Raw genomic sequence first — 24,627 nt, forward strand, 5'->3', positions numbered from 1 at the left:
AGCAAAATAATGATAGTCAAGAAACACAGCAGAGGCATTCTTGTCTTGCTACCTGCGCTATTTTGCTTGTCGGCTCTCACGCAGGCCGAGGTGCCCGAAACAAATCCCTCTACATCAGGAAAGGCGGCGGCTCGAAAGGCAGGCGCGCCGATTCCGTCCAGCGCCGCGTATGCACAGCCGGCATCCGCAGCAAGCGGTGCCGCTTCGAACCCTGACCAAGGTGGCGCGCCGCCCGCCACACGCAGCATCTTTCCGAATGGTTCTCATCCCAGCGTCGACCCAACGCAACCGTGGCCGCGATCCGGCCCTGCTGACGAATCCAAGTAGTGTGGTGCCCGTCGGAAGGAGTACCCGTCAATTCAGCGCGCTTTACGCCTTGCATCCCTACTTTACTGCTGCTTCAATACAAGCACCGCTAGAGCGGCCGACCATCGTCTTGTATAGCGAAGCCGGACCAGTCCTATGGAGACAGGGACATGGAGATGCGCTACCGTCGGATGATCCTTCTGATCCCGCTGATCCCGCTCGCGCTGGCACAGCTGTCGTGGGCGTCGGACGGCTCGGACCGGGCGTCCCAAACCGACAACTCCCTCGCGTCATCGGCGCCCGGGTCGTCGGCTGCACAGGGTCCCCAACAACAAACGCTACGGGACCGTGAACAGGCGGTGCTACATCAGTTGAGCGACACGACTGATGGTGACGCACGTTACGCATTGCTCGACAGTCTGGCGTCGGACTATTTCCGTGCGGGAATGGTGGCGGACTCGATGCGGATCCGCGAGCAGATCGTCGAGGATTCGCGTATTCCGGCTGGCCGACGCTCGCTTATCGCTTCGTCGCTAGCCAGCGGGTACGCCTTGGGCTTTGACTACGCGCGCAGCGAGCGCCTGCTCGGACGCGCCCGGGCGCTCGCGCGCGATACAACTCCGGCGGAACTCGAGACATTGCCGCGCGAGCCATCCTATGCTTACTTCTCCGCTGAAGCGGAAATCGACCGTCGGTACCTTAACCGGCATGACCTCGGGCTGCTCAAGCGCCGGGAGAGCGCGGAACTTGCCTGGCGTAACATCAACGACCCGGCACTCAGCGTTAGACGGCGGAAGGCCGCTGTCAACGAACTGCTCGACAACTCCTCCGAACTGATCCGCCTGATGGTCCAGAACAATCGCCGGACGGAGGCGTTGAGCTATGCGAACGAGATTCGATGGGATATCGAGAACCGGTCCGACATGAAGCCGAGTCCTATCCAGCGTGCCGAGATTGAGCTCGGCCGCTCAATAGCGCTTGCATCGAACGACGACTACGACGGTGCGATTGCGGCCGTCAACGCCGCGATCACAGCCTTCCGCAAGCAGAATGTCGCTCCGTATTCATGGAACTTGGCGGGAGCACTGCGGCTTCGTCTGATGTTTGCGCTTGCAATAAAACACATCGGCGATTATCAGGCGGACGCGGACGCCTGGGAGTACGCGGCAAGCGTCAATCCCGTAGTGGCCCACACCGTAACCGACGACGAACGCGAATCCCTGATACTCGCCGCACATGGAAACTGGCAGGAGGCCGAAAGGCGGATCACGGCAGCGATGACCAAGAATCTGCTCAGGCAAGGGCCCGAAAGCCCGTTTTACAAGTACCAGGCCGCAATGCTGATGCTGTACCGGCTGGAAGATCCCGCCAGCAACGTTGGCGAGGCGGACATCGCCGCCTATGTCAAACCCCTCGTTGGCACGCAGGACGACTGGAACGACTCGAGTACGCGGGGCGCCTACGACGAAGACGGGGCGCTGGCCCAATCGCTGAACCGCGCGATGAGCGAAGGTGAGCAGGGCCAGGTCCTCGCGTTTCAGATCGCCGAGCTGTTCCATATGAACGCAACCCAGGGCGCGATGGCCGATGGCGCGGCGCGCCTCGCGGCTTCGACGCCAGCGTTGCGCGCGCTGATCGAGCAGGAACAATTGCTGCGCCACGAGCAGAACACCGCACACCTGGCGCTGGCACGCTCGACCAACCGGCTCGAAGCGGAGCAAACGCAAGGCGGCTCACAAGGGCGGCAGAATGTTGCCAGTGCAAACGTCGAACATGAAGAGAACGCCATCAAGGCGGTTGACGGAAAGCTGGCCAGTCTGCGTCAGCAGATCGCCGCGCAATTTCCGCTCTATCGTCAATTGGTGTCGCCAGAAATCCCGACACCCGACGCCTTCGGCAAGTCACTTCACGAAGGCGAAGTCTATGTGGATTTCTACGCGGGGCGCGATGCCAGCTACGCGTTCGTGGTTCGTCCGGGTGGGGCCTTCCGCGCGGTCCGCCTGAGCGTGACACGTGCCGAGCTCGCGAGACAGGTGAAGGCATTGCGAGCCGGTTTTGATGCAGGGGTTCCACCGCAGCACGCGGGCGATCTGGCAGGCTTCGATCTAGGCGCAGCGGCAAGCCTGTATCAGGCGCTGATTGCCCCGCTGCACGACGATATTCACGCGGCGACAACGGTCTACATCGCAACAAGTGGAGTCCTCGCGAGCATCCCGTTTGACGTGCTGACTACGCGTACAGCGTCGAGTCTCGCGGACGCCAGCTGGTGGATCGACACGGCAACACCCGTGCGTGTACCGAGTGCCTCTGCGCTCGCACTCACGCGGAGTCATCCGGCCGCGCACGCAAACGAACCGCTGATCGCTTTCGCCGACCCAAGTTTCGACGGCCACGGCTCGGAAGCTGTCGGCACGCCAGCCGGCAGCGTTGTTGCGCGCGCCTTTCCTGTCGACACAGATGCTCCGGCGTTCGACTACCATCGCGTGATGCCCTTGCCCGAAACGATGGCCGAAGCGCACTCTATCGCCACGGCGCTCGGTGCCTCTGACCAAAGTGTGCTTCGGGGTACGCGCGCTTCCCGTAGTGAGGCGATGAAGGCTGACCTGTCGAACGACCGCGTCGTGCTGTTCGCGACACACGGCATCGTAGCGGGTGAAGTGCCGGGATGGCGCAAGGCGGGTCTCGCCATGGCCTACGAGGGAAGCGGGCTGACCGATTCCATTCTCACTGCGGACGATATCGTGACGTTGCGGTTGAACGCCGACTGGGTCGTTCTGTCCGCCTGCAATACAGGCTTTGTCACTGGCACCGCTGGCGATGCAATCTCTGAGTTGTCCCGCGCTTTTTTCGCGGCAGGCGCGCGTTCGATGCTCGTCACTCAATGGGCCGTTGAATCGCGCTCAGCAACCGAGATCACAACCGGCGTGTTCCGAACCTATGCCGGCGATCCATCGCTGTCAAAGGCCGATGCACTCGCGCGCGCAGAGCGCGATATGGCCGCCGGCAAAGATGGCGCGCTTTATCGTCATCCGTATTTTTGGGGCGCGTATGTTCTGAGCGGTGATGCGGCTCGCTGACTTTAATACTGGCTTGACACTCAAAGGGGTATCAAATGCAACCTGCTCATTTTTCTGAATTGCGAGCGACGTCTCGCCGCTCGTGAGCCGCAGAGCGACTTGGCATGCTAGCGCACACTGAATACCTGAAGCCCCGCCATCGCCGCGTCACGGCCTTTCGTATGAACGACATAGAACCGCTGGAGCGACGGGATGTAGACCGAGGTCTTCCCGCCGAACGTGTCCACATGCTGTTTGACCGCGTATTGGTCCGCCCCGACAGGGTCGACGACATCCAGACCGGTCGACCCGGTGATGTACAGGTGATGATGTACCGCGTCGACGGCCATGTCGTCCGACGTGTTGACGATGTCGAGCGACTGGATGATCGAGCCGTCGCTCGCATTCATCACATACAATTTTCCGGGGTCGCGCGCACCGATGAACAGGCGCCCGCTCTTCGAATCGAAGGCCATGGCCGAATTCCGGCTCGGGCCGGGAACCTGCCAGACGGCCGTCAATTTGCGCGTGCGCAGATCAATCACGCCAACTTCGTTTTTGTCGCGCATATTCACGAACAGGCGGTGCGTCGCATGATCGATGGCCATGGCTTTCAGTTGGCCAGCGGGCACGTCGATCCGGCCTATCACCGAATAGTTGCTAAGGGAAATCAGACTGATGTAGGCATGATCCTGATGTGACTGCACACCACCATTACTGCGTCGCGAACAATTTGACGCAGCGACACCCTTCAGACTTTGATAAGGAAAACCGCTTTACTCAAGTCCATTTGCCCATGTTACAGGTGTTGGGCATCGCGATCGCGCGGCAGGAATAGACAGGCTTCGAAGCCATCGGTTGTATCGCTGAACTGCAGCCGCATACCATGCATATTTGCCACCGCGGCCGCGAGGCTCAGGCCGAAGCCGCTACCGGGTGTATGGCGGCTCGCTTCACCGCGATAAAAGCGACGAACGACGGCCTCATACTCCGCAGGATTGATGCCGGCGCCGCTATCGGTGACTGAGACGCTGATACCGCTTGTGTCGTTCCGCAGTGTCACCGTCACAAGGCCACCTTGCGGCGCGAACTTGATTGCATTGTCGACCAGATTGGCGAGTGCTTCGAACAGCAGGCTCGGATCGGCCTGGATCTCGAGCGGCCCGGACGTCATTTTCTGAAGTTCAAACCTGAGCGCGTTGTCTTCCGCTGTCGGCTCGTAAAACTCGAACACGTCGTTGGCAACCGCAGCCAGATCGACCGTCGTGAATCCTGCGCGGCGCACACCGCTTTCAATTTCTGAAATGCGCAGCAGCGCGTTGAAAGTACGGAGCAGTCCACCGATCTCCATAACGGTTTCATCGATTACCGCTTGATACTCCTCTTCGGATTTGGCGCGGCGCTGCGCACGTTCCAGTCCGCTAAGCATCCGGGTGAGCGGTGTGCGCAGATCGTGCGCAATCGCATCACACACGCCCTTGACCTCGTTCATGAGTCGTTCGATCTCGTCGAGCATGCCGTTCACGACGCCGACGAGGCGATCCACGTCGTCGCCTCTCGATTGCACCGGCAAACGCCTGCCGAGATTGCCGGCCACGATTTCCTCGATCGAGGCCGTCACCGCATCCAGCCGCCGCATCGCCGATATGCCGATCAGACTCGCCCCGACCAGACCGATCACGAGCGTGATCATCGCGGTGGACAGCAGCGCGTGCAGCAGTTCCTCGTCGAAGTGGTCGAGTTCGCGGGTGTTCTGGCATTGCAATGCGACGCGGCTATCCGGCACGCGAGCGGCAATGCAACGTGCGGGCGGGTGGCCGGGCAGCCTCGCGAGCCGCATGGAAAACGGTTGGTCGAAGATTGGGATAGCCGGCTGATCGCCCGCGTAGCCACCGGCTAGATGTTTGCCATTTGCGTCGAACAGACCGAACGGGCGCTGGTGGCGCGGATCGAACTGGTTTTGATGTTCGAATCGCGCCACCAGTTCGTCCGGCTCTTCGCGTGTCAACTGCGCGTGTTCGCGTATCAGCCAATCGTCGATGCGCTCCTGTTCGAAGCCCGTGATCTCGTGATACAGGTAGCCGAACAGCAGTATCGCGATCACGCCGAACAGCATCAGGAACAGTGTCGCGAGCCGAAAGCCGGTGGTGCGGTGCAGATCAGCCAGGCGCATGGAGCATGTACCCCGAACCGCGCACGGTATCGATCATCGGAGCCGTCCCGTCCGGGTCGAGCTTCTTCCTCAGGCGGCTGATGTGCACGTCGATCACATTAGTCCGCTCGTCGAGCCGGTAATCCCATACCGCTTCGAACAGCATGGTCCGACTCACCACCTGCCCTTCGTGCTGGACCAGGTATTCGAGCAGCCGGTATTCGCGTGGCAGGAGCAGAACCGGACGGCCGGCAAAGCTCACTTCACGCTTGAGCGGGTCAAGACGCAGCGGGCCGACCTGATACTCCTGCACGCCGGGCGTCGCTCCCCGCCGTCGCATCAGCGCGTCGAGGCGGGCGGTCAATTCGATGAACTCGAACGGCTTGGTCAGATAGTCGTCGCCGCCGGCGCGCAGACCGCGCACACGTTCGTCGACCGCGGAAAGCGCACTCAGAATCAATACGGGCGTGAGCACGCCGGCACTGCGCAACGCCGCCAGCATGCCGAGCCCTTCGAGTCCGCCCGGCAGCATGCGATCGAGCACGATGGCGTCGTAACTGTTGGCGACCGCAAGCATCAAACCGTCGCGGCCCGTGCGCGCGCCCTGCACCTTGCAACCGTGATCGGTCAGTGCTTCAACGAGCTCCGCGAAGGTTTGCTCGTCGTCTTCGACGATCAGTACGTTCGACATGCGTTTCTTCCAGAAGTGAGCGCGCTGCGAGCCTGTACGAGCCGGCCATATACACTACGCTCGTACCTTTGATGTCCCGAGTATGCCGCGCGAAGCTGTACAGGCGTTTCGCGCCAACATTAAAGAATTTTAATGCAAGCCTTCATCAACCCGTTTAGCGTATGCGAATTCTGCTGATCGAAGACGATACGCGCGCCGGCCAGTTCCTTGCGCGCGGCCTGATCGAGAGCGGTTTCATTGTCGACACCGTAGCCGACGGTGCGACCGGGCTAGCCTACGCGCGTGAGGGCATTTACGACGTGATTGTGACCGATCGGCTCCTGCCGGCGCTCGACGGAATCGCCCTCGTGCAGCAATTGCGCGCAGGTGGCAATACCACGCCGGTGTTGATGCTGTCCGCGGTTGGCGGGCTGAACGAACGCGTGGAGGGTATCCGCGTCGGTTGCGACGATTACCTTGTGAAGCCGTATGCTTTCGTCGAAGTGTTGGCGAGAATCGAGGCGCTCGCGCGGCGCGCGGATCGCAGCAGAATGAGCGAGCGGCTCGAATGCGCGGATCTGATACTCGATACCCGAGCGCGAACCGCGACCCGGGGCGGCCGCGACCTGCGCCTGCAGCATCGCGAGTTTCTGTTGCTCGAATGCCTGGCGCGTCGCGAGGGCCAGGTCGTGACGCGTAGCATGCTGTTGGAGGCGGCATGGAACTACGATTTCGAGCCACGCGGCAATATCATCGATATGCACATGCATCGGCTGCGGGCGAAGGTGGATCGCGATTTTCCGGTGGCGCTGATTCATACCGTGCTGGGTGCCGGTTATGTGCTGAACCCGGCGCCTTAGTATGTTCCCGGCGACAGGGATGACCTCGCGCACACCCGCTCCGAAGGCGGGTTGCGGCGCATTAAATTTTTTTAATCATTGGGCGAAAGCACCGACAGGACCCGCTGATTAATCTGGTGGCATTCCCATGTTGCCGGAGCGTTCTCCAATGTCAGGACTGTCCCGTTCGGCGTCATTCTCGCGCGTCGTCAGTCCTCGTGCACCTCATCCCGGTGTACGCGCCGCCGTATACGCCGCAGCATGTGCGCTGGGTTTCACCGTGCTAGCCGGGTGCTCCGTCGTGCCGACCTATCAGCGGCCGGGTACGCCGCTCGCGCCGCGCTTCGACGGCGTCGCGAATTCGCCGCTCGCCGATACCGTCCCCGTCAGAAGCGGCTGGTGGCGTGAATATCGCGACCCCGCGCTCGATGCGCTGGTCGATCGGAGTCTGCAAAACAACTTCACACTGGCGTCCGCGATTGCGAGCGTAGAACAGGCCCGCGGCAACGCCGAAAAAGCCGGGGCGCCGCAGTATCCGTCGCTGACGCTCGGCGCCACGTTCGACCGCGCTCACCAGGGGCGTGGCTCGACCACCAAAACCCAGAGCCTCTTCGCCGAAGCAAGTTACGAGGTCGATTTCTGGGGCTTCAACGCCGCCAACGCCAGCGCGGCCGACCTGCTTGCGCGCGCGTCCGGATTCGATCGCGATACGGTGGCTTTGACGCTGACCGCGTCGGTGGCGGACACGTATTTCCAGGTGCAGAGCCTGCGCCGCCGTCTGGCGATCGCACGGTCCATTTCCGACGATGCCGCGCACATTCTGCAATTGTTGCTCGCGCAACAGGCGGCGGGCGTCGCGACCGAGCTGCAGGTGCAGCAGCAGCGCAATGCGCTCGCCACCTTCCAGGCGGCGGTGCCGGCGCTGCAACAGCAACTGGACACCAATATCCATGCGCTCGCCGTGCTGGTGGGCACCGCGCCCGAGCAGTTCACAGTCGACGACACCGCGCTCGTCAGTATCGCCATTCCGCAGCCGCGCCCGAATCTGCCGGCCAGCCTGCTGGAAACACGCCCTGATATCCGCTCGAAGGAAGCGCAGCTGCAATCGGCTAACGAGAGCGTCGGTGCGGCGCGCGCGGCCTTCCTGCCGAACATCGTGCTCACCGCCGACGGCGGCCTCAGCAGCAAGTCCCTTTCGCATTTCCTGTCGAGTCCGTTTGCGAGCCTCGCCACGTCTCTGGCCGCGCCGCTGTTCGACGGCGGCGCGCTGCGCGGCCAGTTGCACGCAAGCAAAGCCGCCGAAGCCAAGGGCGTCGCCGATTACCGGCAAGCCGTGATAACCGCATTGCAGGACGTCGAAGATTCGCTCTCGGCAGCGCAACAGCAGCAGCTCGCGGAGGCCGCCGACCAGACCGCCGCCGATGCCGCCCGTAAAGCCGCCACACTCGCGCAAACCCAATACAAGCTCGGCACGATCGACTTCTTGACCGTACTCGACGCCCAACGCACGCTTTATCAAGCCGAAGACACGCTGGTACAGGCGCGGCTCGCGCGCCTGCAAGCTTCGGTGAGCCTGTTTCGCGCGTTCGGCGGCGGCTTCGGCGTGACCGATAGCAACACCGCTTCCACTCCTGCGCCTTCCCACTCATGAAACCTGCTGACTCTCCGAACCACGAAGCGCTCCGCGGGCGCCGTCACGCGCCGCTCGTGGTGGTATTCGCCGTCCTTGTCGCGATTCTTATCGCGTGGTTTTGGCCGAAGCACCAGGCGGTGAAGCCCGCGGCTGCGGTGCCGGTCAACGCCGGCCATCCGGTGAAGCGTGACTTTCCGATTCGAGTGGCGGCGGTGGGTACGGTCCTCCCGCTCAATACCGTGGACGTCAAAGTGCGTGTGGATGGCCAGTTGCAGCGCGTAGCCTTCACTGAAGGGCAGGATGTGAAGGCAGGACAGCTGCTCGCCCAGCTCGACCAGGGGCCGCTCACCGCGCAACTACATCAGGCGGAAGCGGCGCAACGCAAGGATCAGGCGTCGCTCGATAACGCAAAACTCGACCTGGCGCGTTACTCGAAGCTCGTCGGCATTGGTGCGGCAACCGCTCAAGCTGTGGACACCGCGAAGGCGCAAGTCGAGGCACTCGCCGCCACTGTCGCGGCGGATGCAGCGCTGGTGCAGAGCGACCGCCTGCAACTGAGCTTCACCACCCTCTTTGCACCGTTCACCGGCCGCGTCGGTGCGCGCGAGGCCGACATCGGCGCGATCGTGCATCCCACCGATACGACCGGTATCGTCACCGTGACGCAGATGGAGCCGATTACCGTGCTGTTCTCCGTGCCGCAAGATGTGCTCCCCGACTTGCTCACGAATCAGGCGGCCGCACCTTTGCCAGTCAACGTCACCACGCGTTCCGGCAGCACAGCGCTTGCTGACGGCACGCTCGTGTTCGTCGACAGTACGGTCGATCCCACCACGGGCCAGATCAAACTCAAGGCCTCATTCACCAACAAGGACCGCAAGCTGTGGCCGGGCGAGCTGGTGAATGCGCGCGTGCTGCTGCGCACCGATACGATGCGGCTCGCCGTGCCGAGCCGCGCGGTGGTGAACACGCAGAACGGCACGCAGCTCTATGTGATCAACGCGGATGGCACGGCGCAGATGCGTCCGGTGCAAACGGGCGTGACGGTCGACGGAATGACGGAAATTCGCGGCGGCATCGCCCTTAAGGATCTGGTCGTATTCGACGGACAAAGCCGCTTGAACCCGGGCGTGCGCGTGGCGGCCACCACGGTCCCGACGGTGGCCCAGGCACCGGGCAACGCTGAGACAGCCGGTAGCCAGGCCAACCTGGACAATCCGTCATGAGCCTCATGGAACGTTTCATCAACCGGCGCATTGCAACCAGTTTTCTTGCTATCGCGGTGCTGCTGACGGGCGCGGTGGCGTATTTCCTGTTGCCGGTCGCGCCCTTGCCACAAGTCGACTTTCCAACCATTCAGGTCGTGGCGAAGTTGCCGGGCGCGAGTGCGGAGACGATGGCGACGTCGGTGGCGACGCCTCTCGAGCGTCAACTTTCGTTGATTGCGGGCATCACGCAGATGACATCGTCGAGCTCGCTGGGCACGACCAACATCGCGGTGCAGTTCGACTTGTCGCGCGACATCAACGGCGCGGCGCAGGATGTGCAGACGGCGATCAATGCGGCGGGCGGCACTCTACCGAAGAATCTGCCGAACCCGCCGACCTATGAAAAGGTCAACCCCGCCGACTTCACTTTGCTTTCGCTCGCGCTGACATCGCCATCGCTCACGCTCACGCAACTCGACAGTTACGCCGAAGACTATCTGGCGCAACAGATCTCGCAGATGCCAGGCGTCGGTCTCGTCGATTTCCACGGCCAGCAGCGGCCAGCCGTGCGCATTCAGCTCGATCCCGACAAGCTCACCGCGCGCGGCCTCACGCTGGAAGACGTGCGTTCGATCGTCGGCTTGCAGACCGTGAATGCGCCGAAGGGCAGCCTGAACGGCCCGGACCGTTCGGTGATTTTCAACGCGACCGATCAGATCACGACCGCCTCGGCGTACCGCGATCTGGTGGTCGCGTACAAGAACGGCGCGCCGATTCTCGTTGCCGATCTGGGCACTGTTCTGAATGCCGCCGAAGACAACCAGCAGGCCGCATGGCTTCAGCACGAACGCGCGATCATCCTCGATATTCACAAGCAGCCCGGCTACAACGTCGTGCAGACGATCGCCAACATCAAGGCAAAGCTGCCTGCGCTGGAAGCAACGCTGCCTGCCGCTGCGCATCTGCACGTGGTGGGTGATCGTACGCAGACCATCAATGCATCGGTGCACGACGTGCAGTTCACGCTGATGCTGACGATCGCGCTCGTCGTCATGGTCATCTTCTCGTTTTTGCGCAACGTATGGGCGACGATCATTCCGAGCCTGACGATCCCCCTGTCTCTGGTCGCCACGTTCGGCGTGATGTATCTGCTCGGCTATAGCCTCGACAATCTTTCGCTGATGGGGTTGACCATCGCGGTGGGTTTCGTGGTGGACGACGCGATTGTCGTAATCGAAAACGTGATGCGGCATGTCGAAGAAGGCGTGCCCCGCATGAAAGCCGCCCTGCTCGGCGCAATGGAGGTGCGCTTCACCATTCTTTCGATGACGACCTCGCTGATCGCGGTGTTCATTCCGATCCTGCTGATGGGCGGCATTGTTGGACGCCTCTTCCGCGAATTCGCGGTGACAGTGAGCGCGGCGATCGTGATGTCAGCGCTCGTCTCGCTGACGGTTACGCCGATGCTATGCGGCTGGCTGATCCGTTTGCCCGAGCCCGATGAAGCAGCGCGCATGCGCAAGCTCGAAGCGTGGCTCGAAAAAGGCTTCGTCGCGGTGGAGCGGCGTTATGAGCGAGGTCTCGACTGGGTGTTGGATCGGGCGAGGCTGATGCTTGGTGTGACGATCGCAACGATTGTCGCGACAGTTGCGTTGTTTATCGCGATCCCAAAGGGTTTCTTTCCGCAGGAGGACTCCGGATTGATCATGGGCGTCGCGCAGGCCGCGCCGGACATTTCCCCGCGCGCGATGTCTCTGAAAATGCAGCAACTGGGTAACATTATCGAAGCCGATCCTGCCGTTGATAACGTCTATTACTGGATGGGTGCGAATCCGACCGTGAGCCAGGGCCGCGTGATGATCAACCTGAAAGCGTTCGGTCAGCGCAAGGACAGCGCCGCGCAGGTGCTCAATCGCCTGAAGCCGCAGTTGGCAACGGTAATGGGCATTTCCCTGTCGATGCAGGTCCGCCAGGATATTCAGGTGGGCGGCCGTATCAGCGCCGCGCAGTATCAGTACACCCTGCAAGACCCGGATATCAACGAACTCAATCATTGGGCGGGCGTACTGACCGACAAGCTGTCGAAGCTGCCGCAACTCGCCGACGTCACGTCCGACCAGCAAGCTGCCGCGACCAGCGCGACGCTCGTGATCGACCGCAGTACCGCCTCACGCTTCGGCATTACCGCGCAAGCGATTGACGACACGCTCTACGATGCGTTCGGCCAACGGCAGATCGCTACGCTGTTCACGCAGCTAAATCAGTACCACGTCGTCGAGGAAGTCGATCCGCGCTTCCAGTTGACCACCGACGCGCTCGCGCATCTCTACGTTCGTTCACCGTTGACGAATGAACTTGTGCCGCTCAACACGCTCGCAAAGATCGAAAACAACGTCTCGCCAATTTCTGTGAATCACCAGGGGTTGTTCCCGGCTGTAACGATCTCGTTCAATCTGGCGCAGGGGCAATCGCTCGGCAATGCCGTGACGGCGATTCACCAGGCCGAAGTCGCAGCAGGCAAGCCCGACAGTCTGACGGGTTCGTTCCAGGGCACGGCGCAGGCGTTCCAGGCCTCGCTTTCGAGCGAACCGTATCTGATCGCGGCCGCGCTCGTCGTGGTGTACCTGATTCTCGGCATCCTGTACGAGAGCGCGATTCATCCGCTCACCATCATTTCAACGCTGCCTTCAGCGGGGGTGGGAGCATTGCTGGCGCTGATGCTGTGCGGCCAGGATCTCTCGATCATGGGGATGATAGGCATCATTCTGCTGATCGGCATTGTGAAGAAAAACGCCATCATGATGATCGACTTCGCGCTGGTGGCCGAGCGTGAGCAAGGCCTATCGCCGCGCGAGGCGATCCGTCAGGCGTGCGTGCTGCGCTTCCGGCCGATCATGATGACAACGCTCGCCGCGCTGTTTGGCGCACTGCCGCTCGCGCTTGGCCACGGTGCAGGCGCGGAATTGCGCGTGCCGCTTGGCATCGCCATTGTCGGCGGCCTGATTGTTTCGCAGATGTTGACGCTCTTCACGACGCCGGTCGTGCATCTGTGGTTCGACCGTCTGTCGCATTGGCTGGCGAAACGGCGCGCAAGAGGCGATATGCTTGAGCGTGAATCGGTAGGTTGAGCGCGGTGCGGCGCGTCGCTGCCGGTGCTCGACTGCCGGCGCGCTCGCTATGGTTAGCGCGTCATCCCGGCGTCTTGCCCGCTAACATTCCTGTGAACATGGCTAGTGGCTTTCGTGAACACCAACGCCGGGGATCAGTTTCAAAAGATTCTGTGCGGCCGGCGATAGTCCCTTGACCCGATGCGCCAGTCCCAAGCTCGCAACCAGGTTGGCACCATCGCCACTCAGCGGGATGTAGCAAACGTCGTCGGAGCGGCTGCTGCGCATGCAGGCAGGAACAATCGAAATACCGAGCCCACCGGCAACGAGATTGATCGTCGACGAGATTTGCGGGGCATATTGCACCACTTTCGGATTGAAGCCACTGGCTTCGCATGCCGAAAGCACCATCTCAGGAAGCCCCGAGCGCGTGGTGCGCGAATAAAGCACAAACAACTCGTCGCGCAGTTCTTCCAGCGAAACAGCATCGCGGCTTTCCATTCGATGGCCTTTGGGAACGACAACGACCATAGGCTCCGTCGAAAGCAGAACAAAGCGGATTTCGTCGTCAGTGTTGGTCGGCGGACGCACGAAAGCAATGTCGATACGTCCCTGCCGCAGCGAATCCAGAAGCGGCCCAGTGCGATTTTCCTCGAGTGAAATATCGACTCCGGGGAAAAGACTTCGGTATCGATGAAGCGTACTTGTCACTTCTCCGCGAAACGACGCGGACTCGGTAAAGCCGATGTTGAGCCGGCCGGTCACGCCCTGTGCACTGAGTTGACAGCGCAGCGCCGCCATCCGCACGTGCTCCAGGATTGCGCGCACTTCTTCTAGATAAATCTTGCCGGGCTCTGTCAGCGTAACCCGCCCAGGTTGGCGGTCGAACAACTGCACGCCCAGTTCAGTCTCCAGCGCCTTGATCTGGAACGTCAGCGGCGGCTGCGCGATACCGATGCGCTGCGCTGCTTTCGTGAAATGCAGCTCCTCTGCCACGACCACGAAATACCGGAGATGCCGCAGGTCCATACATATTATGTATTGAGAGTGCAATTTCAATATATTAGACGCCAGGGAGGTCTTTGCCTAGACTGCTCAATCATGTCCTTCGGATGGCCGACCACGCCGTAGCAACTCGACGGACAAACACTCTGAATCGATGATCCCGGTATTGGCGAGCACCTGGACCCACTCAACGAGCACATACATGAGCTTTCAATCTAAAGACGCATTGCGCCCCCTGCCCATCGCGGGACTTCCCGACAGCAAGTTTTTTTCGCTCAGCGCGCTCGAACAGCTAGGCTTCGGCACCATTTCGCGACTTCCACATTCCGTTCGTATCATTCTCGAGTCGTTGTTACGGAATCTCGACGGAACGACCGTGCACGAACACCATCTTCACGAAGTCGCAGGGTGGAAGCCGCATGGCAAACGTACCAACGAAGTGCCATTTGTCGTTTCCCGAATCGTCGCGCCCGACTCTTCCGGCGTTCCGCTTCTGGCCGATCTCGCCGCGATGCGCGAAGCTGCTGCGGGACTTGGCATCGAGCCCGCGACCATCGAACCGCTGGTGCCGGTTGACCTGGTCGTCGACCATTCGATCTCGGTAGAACACGCAGGCTCGCCAGAAGCGCTCCGCTTGAACATGGAAGTAGAGTATCGACGCAACGCCGAACGATATTCGTTCCTGAAATGGGCCGACAATGCGTTCGAATCGTTCCGTATCTTTCCGCCCGGTACCGGCATCATCCATCAAGTCAATCTTGAATGGCTTGCTCGTGGCGTCCATCAGAAGGACGGCATTACGTACTTCGACACGCTCATTGGAACCGACAGTCACACTCCGATGATCAACGGCATCGGGGTGCTTGGTTGGGGGGTAGGCGGCATCGAAGCCGAAGCGGCGATGCTCGGACAGCCCGTTTGCGTTGTTGTGCCAGACGTGATTGGCGTAGAACTGACGGGGACGCCCGCTCCCGGAATCCTGGCGACTGACATCGTACTTACCGTCGTCGAAGCGTTACGCGCAAAAAAAGTAGTCGGCAAATTCGTAGAGTTCTTCGGACCAGGCGCGGCAAGCCTTGCTGCGCCCGACCGATCGACGATTGCCAACATGGCGCCCGAATATGGCGCCACCGTCGCCTTCTTCACTGTCGACGACAACACCTTGCAGTACCTGAAATCTGTCGGCAGAACCGACGTCGAGCTGGCTTCGCTTAGGGCTTATTTCGAAGCGCAGAACATGTTCGGCATTCCCGTTCGGGGCGACATCGACTACACCGAAACGGTCAGTATCGATCTTGGCTCTGTGGTACCGAGCGTTGCAGGCCCGTCGAGACCACAAGACCGGATCCCGCTGTCGAATCTGAAGAAAACAGTCTACGCACTTTTACCTGGCGCTGCGTCTTCTCACACCGGAGACGATAAAGACACCACCGGCCTGCAGCATGGCGATATCGTGCTCGCTGCCATTACGTCCTGCACCAACACGTCCAATTCTCGTCTGATGCTCGCTGCGGGACTCCTCGCAAAACATGCCGTGCAGAAGGGACTGCGAACTGCGGCGCATGTGAAGACGTCGTTCACGCCGGGGTCGCGGGTCGTTAGCGCGTATCTCAAGTCGGCGGCCCTCGAGCAATATCTGAATGCTCTCGGATTCAACGCGGTTGGTTATGGATGCGCCACGTGTATGGGCAACTCGGGGCCACTTGCGCCGGAGGTTCTCGAACAGATCAAGAACGGAAACCTGAGCGTTGCCGCAGTGCTTTCGGGCAACCGCAATTTCGAAGCGCGCATCCACCAGGCTATCAAGGCGAATTTCCTGATGAGCCCTCCGCTGGTTGTGGCGTTTGCTATCGCCGGGAAAATCGGCTTCGATCCCGAAACCGAGCCGTTGGGGAAGGGTTTGCAAGGCGAGGACGTCTATCTGCGCGATATCTGGCCGAGCGCAGAGGACATGGCCGAGGTCACGCCATTTGCCCAAGACGCAGAAAATGTGCTCAATCTCTACGCGACAACCGCAGAGCAAAACCTGTGGGAATCGCTGCCGGCGCCTAAAGGCGACCTCTTCACGTGGACCGACGATTCCACCTATATGCAACGTCCGCCATTTTTCGACGGAGTAACACGCGAAATCCCGCAGCCCGGGGAAATCCGCGGTGCGCGCGCGCTTGCGATCCTGGGCGATTCGGTCACGACTGATCACATCAATCCAGGCGGTGCGATCCCGCCGGAATCGGAATCGGGGAAATTCCTGATCTCGCTTGGTGTTGAGCCGCGCGACTTCAATAGCTACATTTCCCGGCGCGCCCACGACCGTGTGATGGTACGAAGCAGCTTTGCGAACGTCCGCCTTCGCAACCTGATGGTTCCGGGTGAGGAAGGAAGCGTGACGTTACACCAGCCGGACGGGGAGCGCATGAGCATCTTCGCGGCCGCGACGAAATACGCGGCTGAAAACGTCCCGATGATTGTGTTCGCGGGAAACGAATACGGCAATGGTTCAAGTCGCGATTGGGCGGCGAAGGGTCCCCGTCTGTTAGGCGTTCGCGCCGTGATTGCACGCAGTTTCGAGCGTATCCATCGAAGCAACCTGGTTGGGATGGGGATTTTGCCGCTGGAATTCGAAGAAGGTGACAGCGCGCAAAGCCTCCACCTCTCTGGAGACGAACTGTTCGATCTGCCCGGCGATCTGGGCGCAATCCGGGCAGGACAGATGTTTGATCTCGTGGTTCATCGCGGCAATGGCGAAACGGCAACAGTTCGCCTGCGTGCGCGCATCGATTCGGAGATCGAAGAAACCTACTTCAGGCATGGTGGAATTTTGCCGTACGTGCTGCGTGACCGGCTCGCCCGGCAGGCCCAAAGCGCAGAACTACAGCTTTCCTGACTCGCCTCGCCAATCCAACAATAACTCATTACATGCTGGAGACAATATGACACCCGCGCACAATAGCAGTATTGGCCGCGATGCACTCGAGGCCACCCATACCGCGACTCGACCGCATATGCGATCGATCGCGGCTGGACTGGGAGGGAACCTGATTGAGTGGTACGACTTCCTGACGTACAGCATCTTCTCGATCTACTTTGCGAAGTCATTTTTCCCGAGCGACAAGCCCACTGTGCAATTGATGAACACCGCGGCAATTGCCGCCGTCGGCTACGTCGCTCGGCCGCTCGGTAGCTGGCTCGTGGGGTTGTGGGCTGACAAACACGGCCGAAAGTCAGCGCTAACGCGGTCGGTCGCTGCGATGTGTGTCGGCTCGCTGATGATTGCTCTCACGCCGGGCTATAGCGCTATCGGTGTATTCGCGCCGATCATCCTGATTGTCGCCCGGCTGCTGCAAGGTCTGAGCATGGGCGGTGAATACGGCACAAGCGCGACCTATCTGAGTGAAATTGCGCCGGCCAACCGGCGCGGTTTTTATCTGGGATTTCTACAGGTCAGCGTTGTCTCCGGACAGCTGGTCGCTCTCGCGCTCATGCTCGTCCTGCAGCACGCAATGTCGTCCGCGCAAATCGATGCGTGGGGCTGGCGGATTCCATTCTTCGTCGGCGGAGCGCTAGCTCTCTTCGCTTGGTACATGCGAAGGAACGTCGTGGAATCGGATGCTTTTCGTGCCAGCCAGCAGGAGACTGCGCCGCCGATTTCGACGCAACTGCTGGCCCATTGGCGTCGAATTGCACTTGCGATTGGCATCACGGTCGGTGGAACGGTCGCCTTCTATACCTACACCGTGTATATGCAGAAGTACCTCGTTAACACGGTCGGACTATCGAAGGAAACATCGGCGCTCGCGTCGACCAGCGCCTTGCTGCTTTACATGTTCCTGCAGCCATTGTTCGGCTACGCATCCGATGTCTTCGGTCGACGTCCCGTGTTGATCTGCTTCGGACTTTCGACGACGCTGTTTTCCGTGCCACTGTTCAACGCGTTAAGCGTGACCCATAACCCATGGGTCGCATTCACGCTCGCGTTTGCTGGACTTGTGATGCTGAGCGGATTTACTTCGGTCCACATGTTGGCAAAGGCGGAAATGTTTCCCGTGCGCATCCGTGCGCTAGCAGTCGGATTGCCGTATGCGCTGACGACCGCCATTCTCGGTGGAACCACGGAATTTGTCGCGCTGCGGCTCAAAGCGATTGGACACGAACATTATTTTTACTGGTATGTATCCGTCTGGGCTGCGATCTCGCTGATCGTCTATGTCAAGATGCCCGAGACGCATGGAAACCGCCGGTGGACAAAACAGCCGTCGACAAAGGCAGCAGAATCGGTAAACCAATGAACATCAATCACTCTGTCATCGACGCGTTCACGCCTACGGGAAAGCTGCGCGCGTCGATCAATCTGGGAAATCCAATCCTCGCAAATCGCGATGCGGTGACAGGCGAAGTCACCGGCGTATCAGTCGATCTTGCGCGTGCGTTTGCGGAAAGGCTGTCGGTAAAGCTGGAACTGGCCGTCCACGATGCGGCCGGCAAATCTGTGGAGACGGTCAATGACGACCGAGCCGACATCGGCTTTTTTGCGCTTGATCCGGTACGTGGACAGGCAATCGCCTTCACTGCGGCCTACGTGCTGATCGAGGGCTTCTATCTCGTTCGCGAGACGTCGCCGATTGTGAGTAACAAAGACGTGGACAGACCCGGCATTCGGGTAGCAGTTGGCAAAGGTAGTGCTTATGACCTGTTCCTGTCGCGAGCGTTGAAGTCCGCGGAGATCTTCCGTGCTCCAACCTCGCCGGCGGTCGTTCAAACCTTCATTGAGCAGAATCTCGACGTTGCGGCCGGAGTCAAGCAGCAACTCGAGGCTGATGCCAGCGTCACGCCCGGCTTACGGCTGCTTGACGAGCGTTTCATGGTCATCCAGCAAGCGATGGGTACGCCAAAGACGCGCGGCGCCGAAGCGGCGAAAGTGCTGTGCGACTTTGTCGAGGAAATGAAACGGTCCGGTTTCGTTGCCGCTGCCCTGAGCCGGCACGGAATAGTCGGCGCGCAGGTCGCACCGGCGTATCGAGCACTGTTTTCATAAGCATCTCCTTGAACGCCGTGGGTGGCCACGGCGTCAGGGCCGACCGGGTGCCGGAGTCGAGTCTGGAAGAATGTAGGTGCTCCTGATCAGGTAGGCACATCGAGACGCTACATTTGTGTATATAACTTCGGATGACACCCTGCTATTCTGTTTCGATTGCACGCTGCCCCTATCCGCAGGCGGCGAATTTCCTGATCGAGCGTCGTCATGAGATCGTCAGGCCTCAGGGTGCGCAAGTTCAGATCGGCGGCTCAGGAACGCGCGTTCCGGTGGGACTACGCGCGGCGCTTCTCTGGACAGCGCAGACTCGCTATCGCAATCTTCACCGCGTTGTGGATCCTATTTTCCATCCGCGACTTCCCCCGGTTAAACGTACTCGATCCCGCCCATCTGCATCACAACGAGCTCATTCTGCTGCGAGTCGCCGCAGCGATCGGCATGGCGATTCCCGTGCTGTTCTGGACCCCGCGCGCACTCGATGAGCGTTGGGCCGTCGGGCTGCTCAGTGTCTGGACGATCAGTTGCTGGTTCGCCACGCTGAGAATGCTGCAGTTCTATCCGGGCGACCTTGGCTGGCGGGAAGTCTATCCGGTGCTGCTGTTTTCCCTTTTCCTGATATTCATGGCCTTTCGGCTTCGGGTCATCACGGCGGCCTGGCTAATGGGGATATGCGTCTGCAGCTATCTGGTCATGCTTTATTTCAAACCCGTCGGCGGGAGTGTCGAACTGCGCATGGAGTCGGTGGCTGCACACGCCACGATGGTGCCGTTGATGGCTGTCGTCGGTGTGCTGCTCAGCATCCCGCTGGAACGCGCCGCGAGGCGCGAATTCATGTACCGGCGCACCTTGCGCGCGGCCAAGGCGCGCGTCGAATCGGCCTCGCGCGCGGTCAACGAGCAGAACAGACGCATGCAAGAGCTCGTCAAGGAGAAAGAGCGATTCTTTTCGTCGGCGTATCACGACATCCAGCAGCCTCTCGCCGCAATCAATCTTTTCATTCGAAGCGCCCGGACGAGGATCAGGGACGGATACGCCGTTGATCGCGAGCTCGATGTCATCGAGGAGACCGCATCCGACATCCTCGAAATGTTCAAGGACATTCAGGACTACAGTGAACTGGGCTCATATGTTCCCCATGTCGTACCGGTCGATACCCACGGTCTATTGACCGAGGTCTTCGAGCAATTTAGGGAGACGGCGCGATTGCGCGGCATCGCTCTAAGAATCGCCGGGCGGCGAAGGTACCCGCCGTCCATCGAAACCGATCGATCACTCTTCAAGCGGTCCGTATCGAATCTCGTATCGAACGCGATCAAGAACACCTCATCGGGTGGCGTTGTGCTTGGCTGGGTGCAACTGAATGAACGGCTGCGCGTCGATGTATGGGATACCGGCATCGGCATTGCGCCCGCCCATCGGGACGCGATCTTCTCCGAGTACTATCAGATCAACAATCCGGGGCGCGACCGTTCAAAAGGGCTGGGACTGGGGCTGTCGATTGTGCAGCGTGCGATCCATATCCTGCCGGGACACGGCATGAGTCTCGCCTCCGTGGAAGGTCGCGGATCGCGCTTTTCCCTTTACGCGACGGTTTCGACATCAACCCCGAGCGTCGGCGCTCATGTTCAGGGTGGCGACGTCTACACACCCGATCTCACTGGCACGTTCATGCTCCTATGCGACGATGACCCTACTGTCCTCGAAGGGTTGAGGCGTCTTTTCTCAAGCGCGGGCGCGCTCGTGTACGCCGCAGAGTCGATGGCTGGATTCGAGGCCATCCTTGCCGACGACAGTCGCATTCCCGATCTCATCGTCGCCGATATTCGTCTGCGCGACGGAGCTACCGGCAAGGAGGTTGCCAATCGGATCAGGCGTCATTTCGCGTGGGCGGGCGTTATCCCCGTCGCATTTATCACCGGTGAGCTGCTGTCCGATCGGGTCCTTCGCGACTTCCCGGAACCGTTCGTACTATTGCGTAAGTCATCCCCCCCTAAAGACCTGCTGGCGGACGTCAGCCGGTACATGAGCGCTCAGCGGAAGATGAAGCTCGATCTCGCGAAGGTTCAGTGACTGCAAGCGTCCCGAGCGCGGTGGTCCTGCTGGTACGCGTGGTACGCTTGATTCGTCTAATGATAGGCGAAAACCGCCACTTTTCAGGCGACGCCATATAGATCCACCGCCACTGTGTACTATCTGATCTGAAGACATCGGACGATCACGACCGGTTTAGCCATCCTCCGATGCGCAATCGCAGCTCGGCGCGAAGACAGTTCCAGGAGACGATGGAGTGCGCGTACTGATCGTCGACGACCATGAACTGTTCAGAGCCGGATTGGCGCTTCTACTCACGGAGCTCTTTCCGAACATCGAGTTGCTGCACGCGAGCACATTGTCCCAAGGCGTGGGTCATGCGCTTGGCGAGCTACTGAATATCGTTTTTCTCGATCTCGACCTGCCCGACGGCAACGGTTTCAATGCGCTTGCCGAACTCAAAGCGTCGCGACCGTCGTTACCGGTAATCGTAATATCGGCCGATGAGCGAGTGGAAACGATCAGTCGATGCATCCAGCTTCGCGCCATGGGATACGTGCCGAAATCGTCGCCGCCTGAAGCGCTTCGTGCGGCGGTAAGCGCGGTGCTCGCTGGCGGCGTGTTCCTGCCAGCCGCCAGCATTGCCAGCCTCAGTCGTGATATGAACACTGACAAGGTTTCCGAAAATGGACCTGAGGATGCGCAGCCGCGAGTTAAATCCGAAACGAACTATGCATCCGAACTGGGACTCACACCGCGAGAGTTCGAAACCTTGGCGTGGCTGGTGCGCGGACTTCCGTCCAAGACGATCGCCCTGAGAATGGGGCTCGAAGACATTACGGTACGGAAATACATCAGTCATCTGCTTGCGCATTTCAATCTGCGGCGCCGTACCGAACTCATCGTCATGCTGGCGGATAGAGGGATCAAGCTTGGCGTCCCGCCGGTCACGGATCCGGTGCTTGACCGAAGCTTGCCGGCTGCCGGCAGACAATCAACCGACTGACTTCGGTCAGCGTGCTTTCCATCGATCGCGACCCGGCATGTCACCGGGATCGGCCGATCACAGTACCTACATCTTTCGCCGACCTTTGCTGTCCACCGCCTACACATGTGCGTTGCGACGGCCCTTCGCCTGATCAAGAATAAATATGACAGCAACGCCGAGGGGCATTCGTCGAATGCACCCGGAGCGGTTGCTCGTCGTGATGAGCTGAACCGGCCCTGACTCGTGCGCGACGCGAATAACGAATCGCACGAATGGAAAACTCAACGTAGATGAAGGAACCAACGTGAAATCTCCACTGATAGTCGCATCCGCTGTCGTGCTGCTTGTCATGGCCGGCGCTGCGCATTCGCAAGGCACACCGCAAGCGTCTCAACCCGCGCCCCAAGAAAACGCCGCTACACAAGCAGCCGACCCGACTGCCGGAATGGAAGCGTACGGCGGTACGCCCGACACGCGGGTACAAGCTGGTGCAAAAAATGCCAGACCGTGCCGGATGGACCCACAATGCAACGTTTTTTTCGGTGGGAGCTAACCAAGGTCCGAGGGCACGAGAGCCATGCAACCCGTTGATGATGAAAAGGTGAAGAAATGAAAGTGCAACCCTCGGCCGCAACCGTCGTGCTGTTCCTGCTCACCGCGGCCGGCGCGGCCGACGCTCAGGAGATGCAACCGTCAGACGTCACTGGCCAGTCATCCAGTCAGCAGCCAATCCCTTCCTCACAGCAGGTGATGCCGATGGGCGGCGGCAGTACGTGGGACTCTGGAGCCCAACCGGGCGGACGAAACGGTTACGGCAAAACCCGAGACGGTCAACCGTGCGTAGTGGGCCTCTCCTGCGATATTTATCAGGGTAGTTAGCTGGGTCGCGATGCCGCGATAAGGCAGCTCGCAAATTGAAGCGACGGACACGATCGATAGAACAGTTGCCGAATGGGGGTCGAAAGCGGCATGGCACTGACCGGGGAAGCAGCCGGCCGACTGCGCGACAACGCCACGGGCAAGCGATCCACCACATAGGTGGCGTAAAACCTGGCCTGCTTCAATTTCAGTTATGGCCGGTTCCGAGTGGACCGGCCGTTGGAATGATGGCTTCGTGTGTTGCGCGAACGGCAACTATTGGCCGACCTTACGCGTTCGGCCCATTCACCGTGAGCCGCCGTTCAAAAGCTTGCACCCCAGGCCAGCGGCGGCTTAGTAGCGTCATTTCCCGGCGGTTGCAACCGGCGCCTTCGAGACACTCGACAGGGATGCGCCAATCGTCAACAATCAAAGCTTCGGTGCAGCCCGGATTGGTTCGTCACCACCGTTTGTTCGTTCATGCTACGATCCCCGATGCCTGACTGACGTAGAGAAATCGGGCTTTGACTCACCCCGTGGTTAACTGCAAAAGACTTCGCTCGAACAATGTACGCAGCTGCCTGGCCTCCCTCGAAAACGCACTGAAAGCCTGTGTCGATGCAGTGATTGCATCCACTTTGGCATTCGTCCCGGACCTGTTGTGATAGGCAGTCCGGTGATGTTGCTCGAATCGACTTTTTGTATCCAGATTCGTGCGACTGCGTTTTCATGAGACCACAACATGCGTATTCTCAATACGATGGCGGCTCGCGCCATCCCGCTCGTTCCCCGTTCGCTAATCCGTAAAATCTCCCGCCGCTATATCGCTGGTGAAACGCTCTGCGATGCTCGCACGCGCATCCGCGCGCTCCACGCAGCAGGCTTCCGTACAACCATCGATGTGCTGGGCGAGACTGCTTCGTCGCCCGAGCAGGCGGATTCGATGGCTCGCGACTATCTCAATCTCGTCGAAGCGCTAGGTGCAGAAAATCAACCCACCGAGCTATCGATAAAATTGACCGCCCTCGGACTGCATCTCGACGAAGACGCGTGCATGGCACGCGTCTCTATGGTTTTGCGAGCGGCAGCATCGCACGGAATCGGCGCGTGCATCGACATGGAAGACATCAGTTGCACTCAGAAAACGCTCGACGCGTTCCAGGAGTTCGAAGCCGACGGTTATCCAGTCGGGATCGCGCTGCAAGCCTATTTGACGCGCACGAATGACGACATCGTTCCCCTGCAGGCGCGCAAGAGCCGCATGCGAATTTGCAAGGGCATTTATGCAGAGTCAACCGAGCATCTCGTCGACGGTGCGTCGAGGGATCGGGCCGCGATCAATGCGCACTTCGTTCGGCACGTATCGAGCGCGATACGTGCGGGATCGTTTGTGGGCATCGCAACGCACGACGCACAGTTGATCGATGCGTTGACCAGTTGGCTGCAACGCGAGCGAGTTGACCGCTCGCAATTCGAGTTTCAGATGTTGCTAGGCGTGTGCGAACCGCAGCGTGACGCCTTGCTTGCGCAAGGATTTCACGTCCGCGTTTATGTGCCATATGGTCATGACTGGTATGGCTACAGCACGCGGCGAATTAAGGAGAATCCGCGAATTGCCGGATATATCCTGGCTGCGATGATACGTAGCGCCCGGGCTCGCTAGCACTTACAGCAGGACCGGCGTCGGCCAGTACCTGCCACTGGCCGACCTTTCTATCGCCACGTTCAACTGTCCCATAGGC

Annotated in this window: 16 protein-coding genes; 12 read left to right on the forward strand and 4 right to left on the reverse strand. The window is 60.2% G+C overall.

Going from position 1 to position 24,627, the window contains the following annotated elements; translation table 11 throughout:
• Positions 1 to 476 precede the first annotated feature (476 nt).
• The gene (locus HWX91_RS24285) at positions 477 to 3,383 is read left to right on the forward strand and encodes a CHAT domain-containing protein (protein WP_028195119.1); all 2,907 of its coding nucleotides are present in this window, start codon (positions 477 to 479) and stop codon (positions 3,381 to 3,383) included.
• Positions 3,384 to 3,490: 107 nt separating this feature from the next.
• On the opposite strand, the gene HWX91_RS24290 is transcribed toward HWX91_RS24285, so the two are convergent.
• From HWX91_RS24290 to HWX91_RS24300, 3 genes are all read right to left on the reverse strand, one after another.
• Positions 3,491 to 4,069, reverse strand: a complete 579-nt coding sequence (locus tag HWX91_RS24290; protein ID WP_052660639.1) for a YncE family protein — start codon at positions 4,067 to 4,069, stop codon at positions 3,491 to 3,493.
• 92 nt (positions 4,070 to 4,161) lie between these two features.
• A complete protein-coding gene (locus HWX91_RS24295) occupies positions 4,162 to 5,535 on the reverse strand; it encodes a sensor histidine kinase (protein WP_042274167.1) in 1,374 nt (457 codons plus the stop codon).
• Entirely contained in the window at positions 5,522 to 6,205 is a 684-nt protein-coding gene (locus HWX91_RS24300; RefSeq protein WP_028195121.1) for a response regulator transcription factor, read from the reverse strand. Before HWX91_RS24300 ends, HWX91_RS24295 begins: the two co-directional genes overlap by 14 nt.
• A 161-nt stretch (positions 6,206 to 6,366) precedes the next feature.
• Here HWX91_RS24300 and HWX91_RS24305 point away from each other — a divergent pair, with 161 nt between their 5' ends.
• The 4 genes from HWX91_RS24305 to HWX91_RS24320 all read left to right on the forward strand — a co-directional run bounded on the left by HWX91_RS24305 (position 6,367) and on the right by HWX91_RS24320 (position 12,992).
• Positions 6,367 to 7,044, forward strand: coding sequence for a response regulator transcription factor (locus HWX91_RS24305; protein WP_028195122.1), 678 nt, complete (start codon positions 6,367 to 6,369; stop codon positions 7,042 to 7,044).
• A 148-nt stretch (positions 7,045 to 7,192) separates the two neighbouring features.
• Positions 7,193 to 8,674 (forward strand): efflux transporter outer membrane subunit, encoded by a 1,482-nt coding sequence (locus tag HWX91_RS24310; RefSeq protein WP_052660640.1) that lies wholly within the window; start codon positions 7,193 to 7,195, stop codon positions 8,672 to 8,674.
• Positions 8,671 to 9,882: an efflux RND transporter periplasmic adaptor subunit gene (locus HWX91_RS24315; RefSeq protein WP_042274170.1), complete on the forward strand. Its 1,212-nt coding sequence runs from the start codon at positions 8,671 to 8,673 to the stop codon at positions 9,880 to 9,882. Before HWX91_RS24310 ends, HWX91_RS24315 begins: the two co-directional genes overlap by 4 nt.
• Positions 9,879 to 12,992, forward strand: a complete 3,114-nt coding sequence (locus tag HWX91_RS24320; protein WP_028195123.1) for an efflux RND transporter permease subunit — start codon at positions 9,879 to 9,881, stop codon at positions 12,990 to 12,992. The genes HWX91_RS24315 and HWX91_RS24320 overlap by 4 nt, the downstream gene beginning before the upstream one ends.
• A gap of 102 nt (positions 12,993 to 13,094) precedes the next feature.
• Here the strand turns inward: HWX91_RS24320 and HWX91_RS24325 are convergent, their stop codons facing one another.
• Entirely contained in the window at positions 13,095 to 14,000 is a 906-nt protein-coding gene (locus HWX91_RS24325; protein WP_028195124.1) for a LysR family transcriptional regulator, read from the reverse strand.
• A 178-nt stretch (positions 14,001 to 14,178) separates the two neighbouring features.
• Between HWX91_RS24325 and acnA the strand changes: the two genes are divergently transcribed.
• The 7 genes from acnA to HWX91_RS24360 all read left to right on the forward strand — a co-directional run bounded on the left by acnA (position 14,179) and on the right by HWX91_RS24360 (position 24,548).
• The gene (gene acnA / locus HWX91_RS24330) at positions 14,179 to 16,860 is read left to right on the forward strand and encodes an aconitate hydratase AcnA (protein ID WP_042274172.1); all 2,682 of its coding nucleotides are present in this window, start codon (positions 14,179 to 14,181) and stop codon (positions 16,858 to 16,860) included.
• 118 nt (positions 16,861 to 16,978) lie between these two features.
• On the forward strand, positions 16,979 to 18,262 hold the full coding sequence (locus tag HWX91_RS24335; protein ID WP_244144137.1) for an MFS transporter: 1,284 nt from the start codon (positions 16,979 to 16,981) through the stop codon (positions 18,260 to 18,262).
• Positions 18,259 to 19,008 carry an ABC transporter substrate-binding protein gene (locus tag HWX91_RS24340; protein WP_028195125.1) on the forward strand — a complete coding sequence of 250 codons (750 nt, stop codon included), beginning with the start codon at positions 18,259 to 18,261 and terminating at the stop codon, positions 19,006 to 19,008. The genes HWX91_RS24335 and HWX91_RS24340 overlap by 4 nt, the downstream gene beginning before the upstream one ends.
• A 438-nt stretch (positions 19,009 to 19,446) precedes the next feature.
• A complete protein-coding gene (locus tag HWX91_RS24345; protein WP_162181281.1) occupies positions 19,447 to 21,078 on the forward strand; it encodes a hybrid sensor histidine kinase/response regulator in 1,632 nt (543 codons plus the stop codon).
• Positions 21,079 to 21,295: 217 nt separating this feature from the next.
• A complete protein-coding gene (locus HWX91_RS24350; protein ID WP_028195127.1) occupies positions 21,296 to 22,045 on the forward strand; it encodes a response regulator transcription factor in 750 nt (249 codons plus the stop codon).
• 591 nt (positions 22,046 to 22,636) lie between these two features.
• Positions 22,637 to 22,906 carry a hypothetical protein gene (locus tag HWX91_RS24355; protein ID WP_028195128.1) on the forward strand — a complete coding sequence of 90 codons (270 nt, stop codon included), beginning with the start codon at positions 22,637 to 22,639 and terminating at the stop codon, positions 22,904 to 22,906.
• 721 nt (positions 22,907 to 23,627) lie between these two features.
• Positions 23,628 to 24,548: a proline dehydrogenase family protein gene (locus HWX91_RS24360; RefSeq protein WP_028195129.1), complete on the forward strand. Its 921-nt coding sequence runs from the start codon at positions 23,628 to 23,630 to the stop codon at positions 24,546 to 24,548.
• Positions 24,549 to 24,627: the final 79 nt, after the last annotated feature.

This window comes from Paraburkholderia fungorum, from assembly GCF_902833645.1.
Taxonomy (GTDB): Bacteria; Pseudomonadota; Gammaproteobacteria; order Burkholderiales; family Burkholderiaceae; genus Paraburkholderia; species Paraburkholderia fungorum.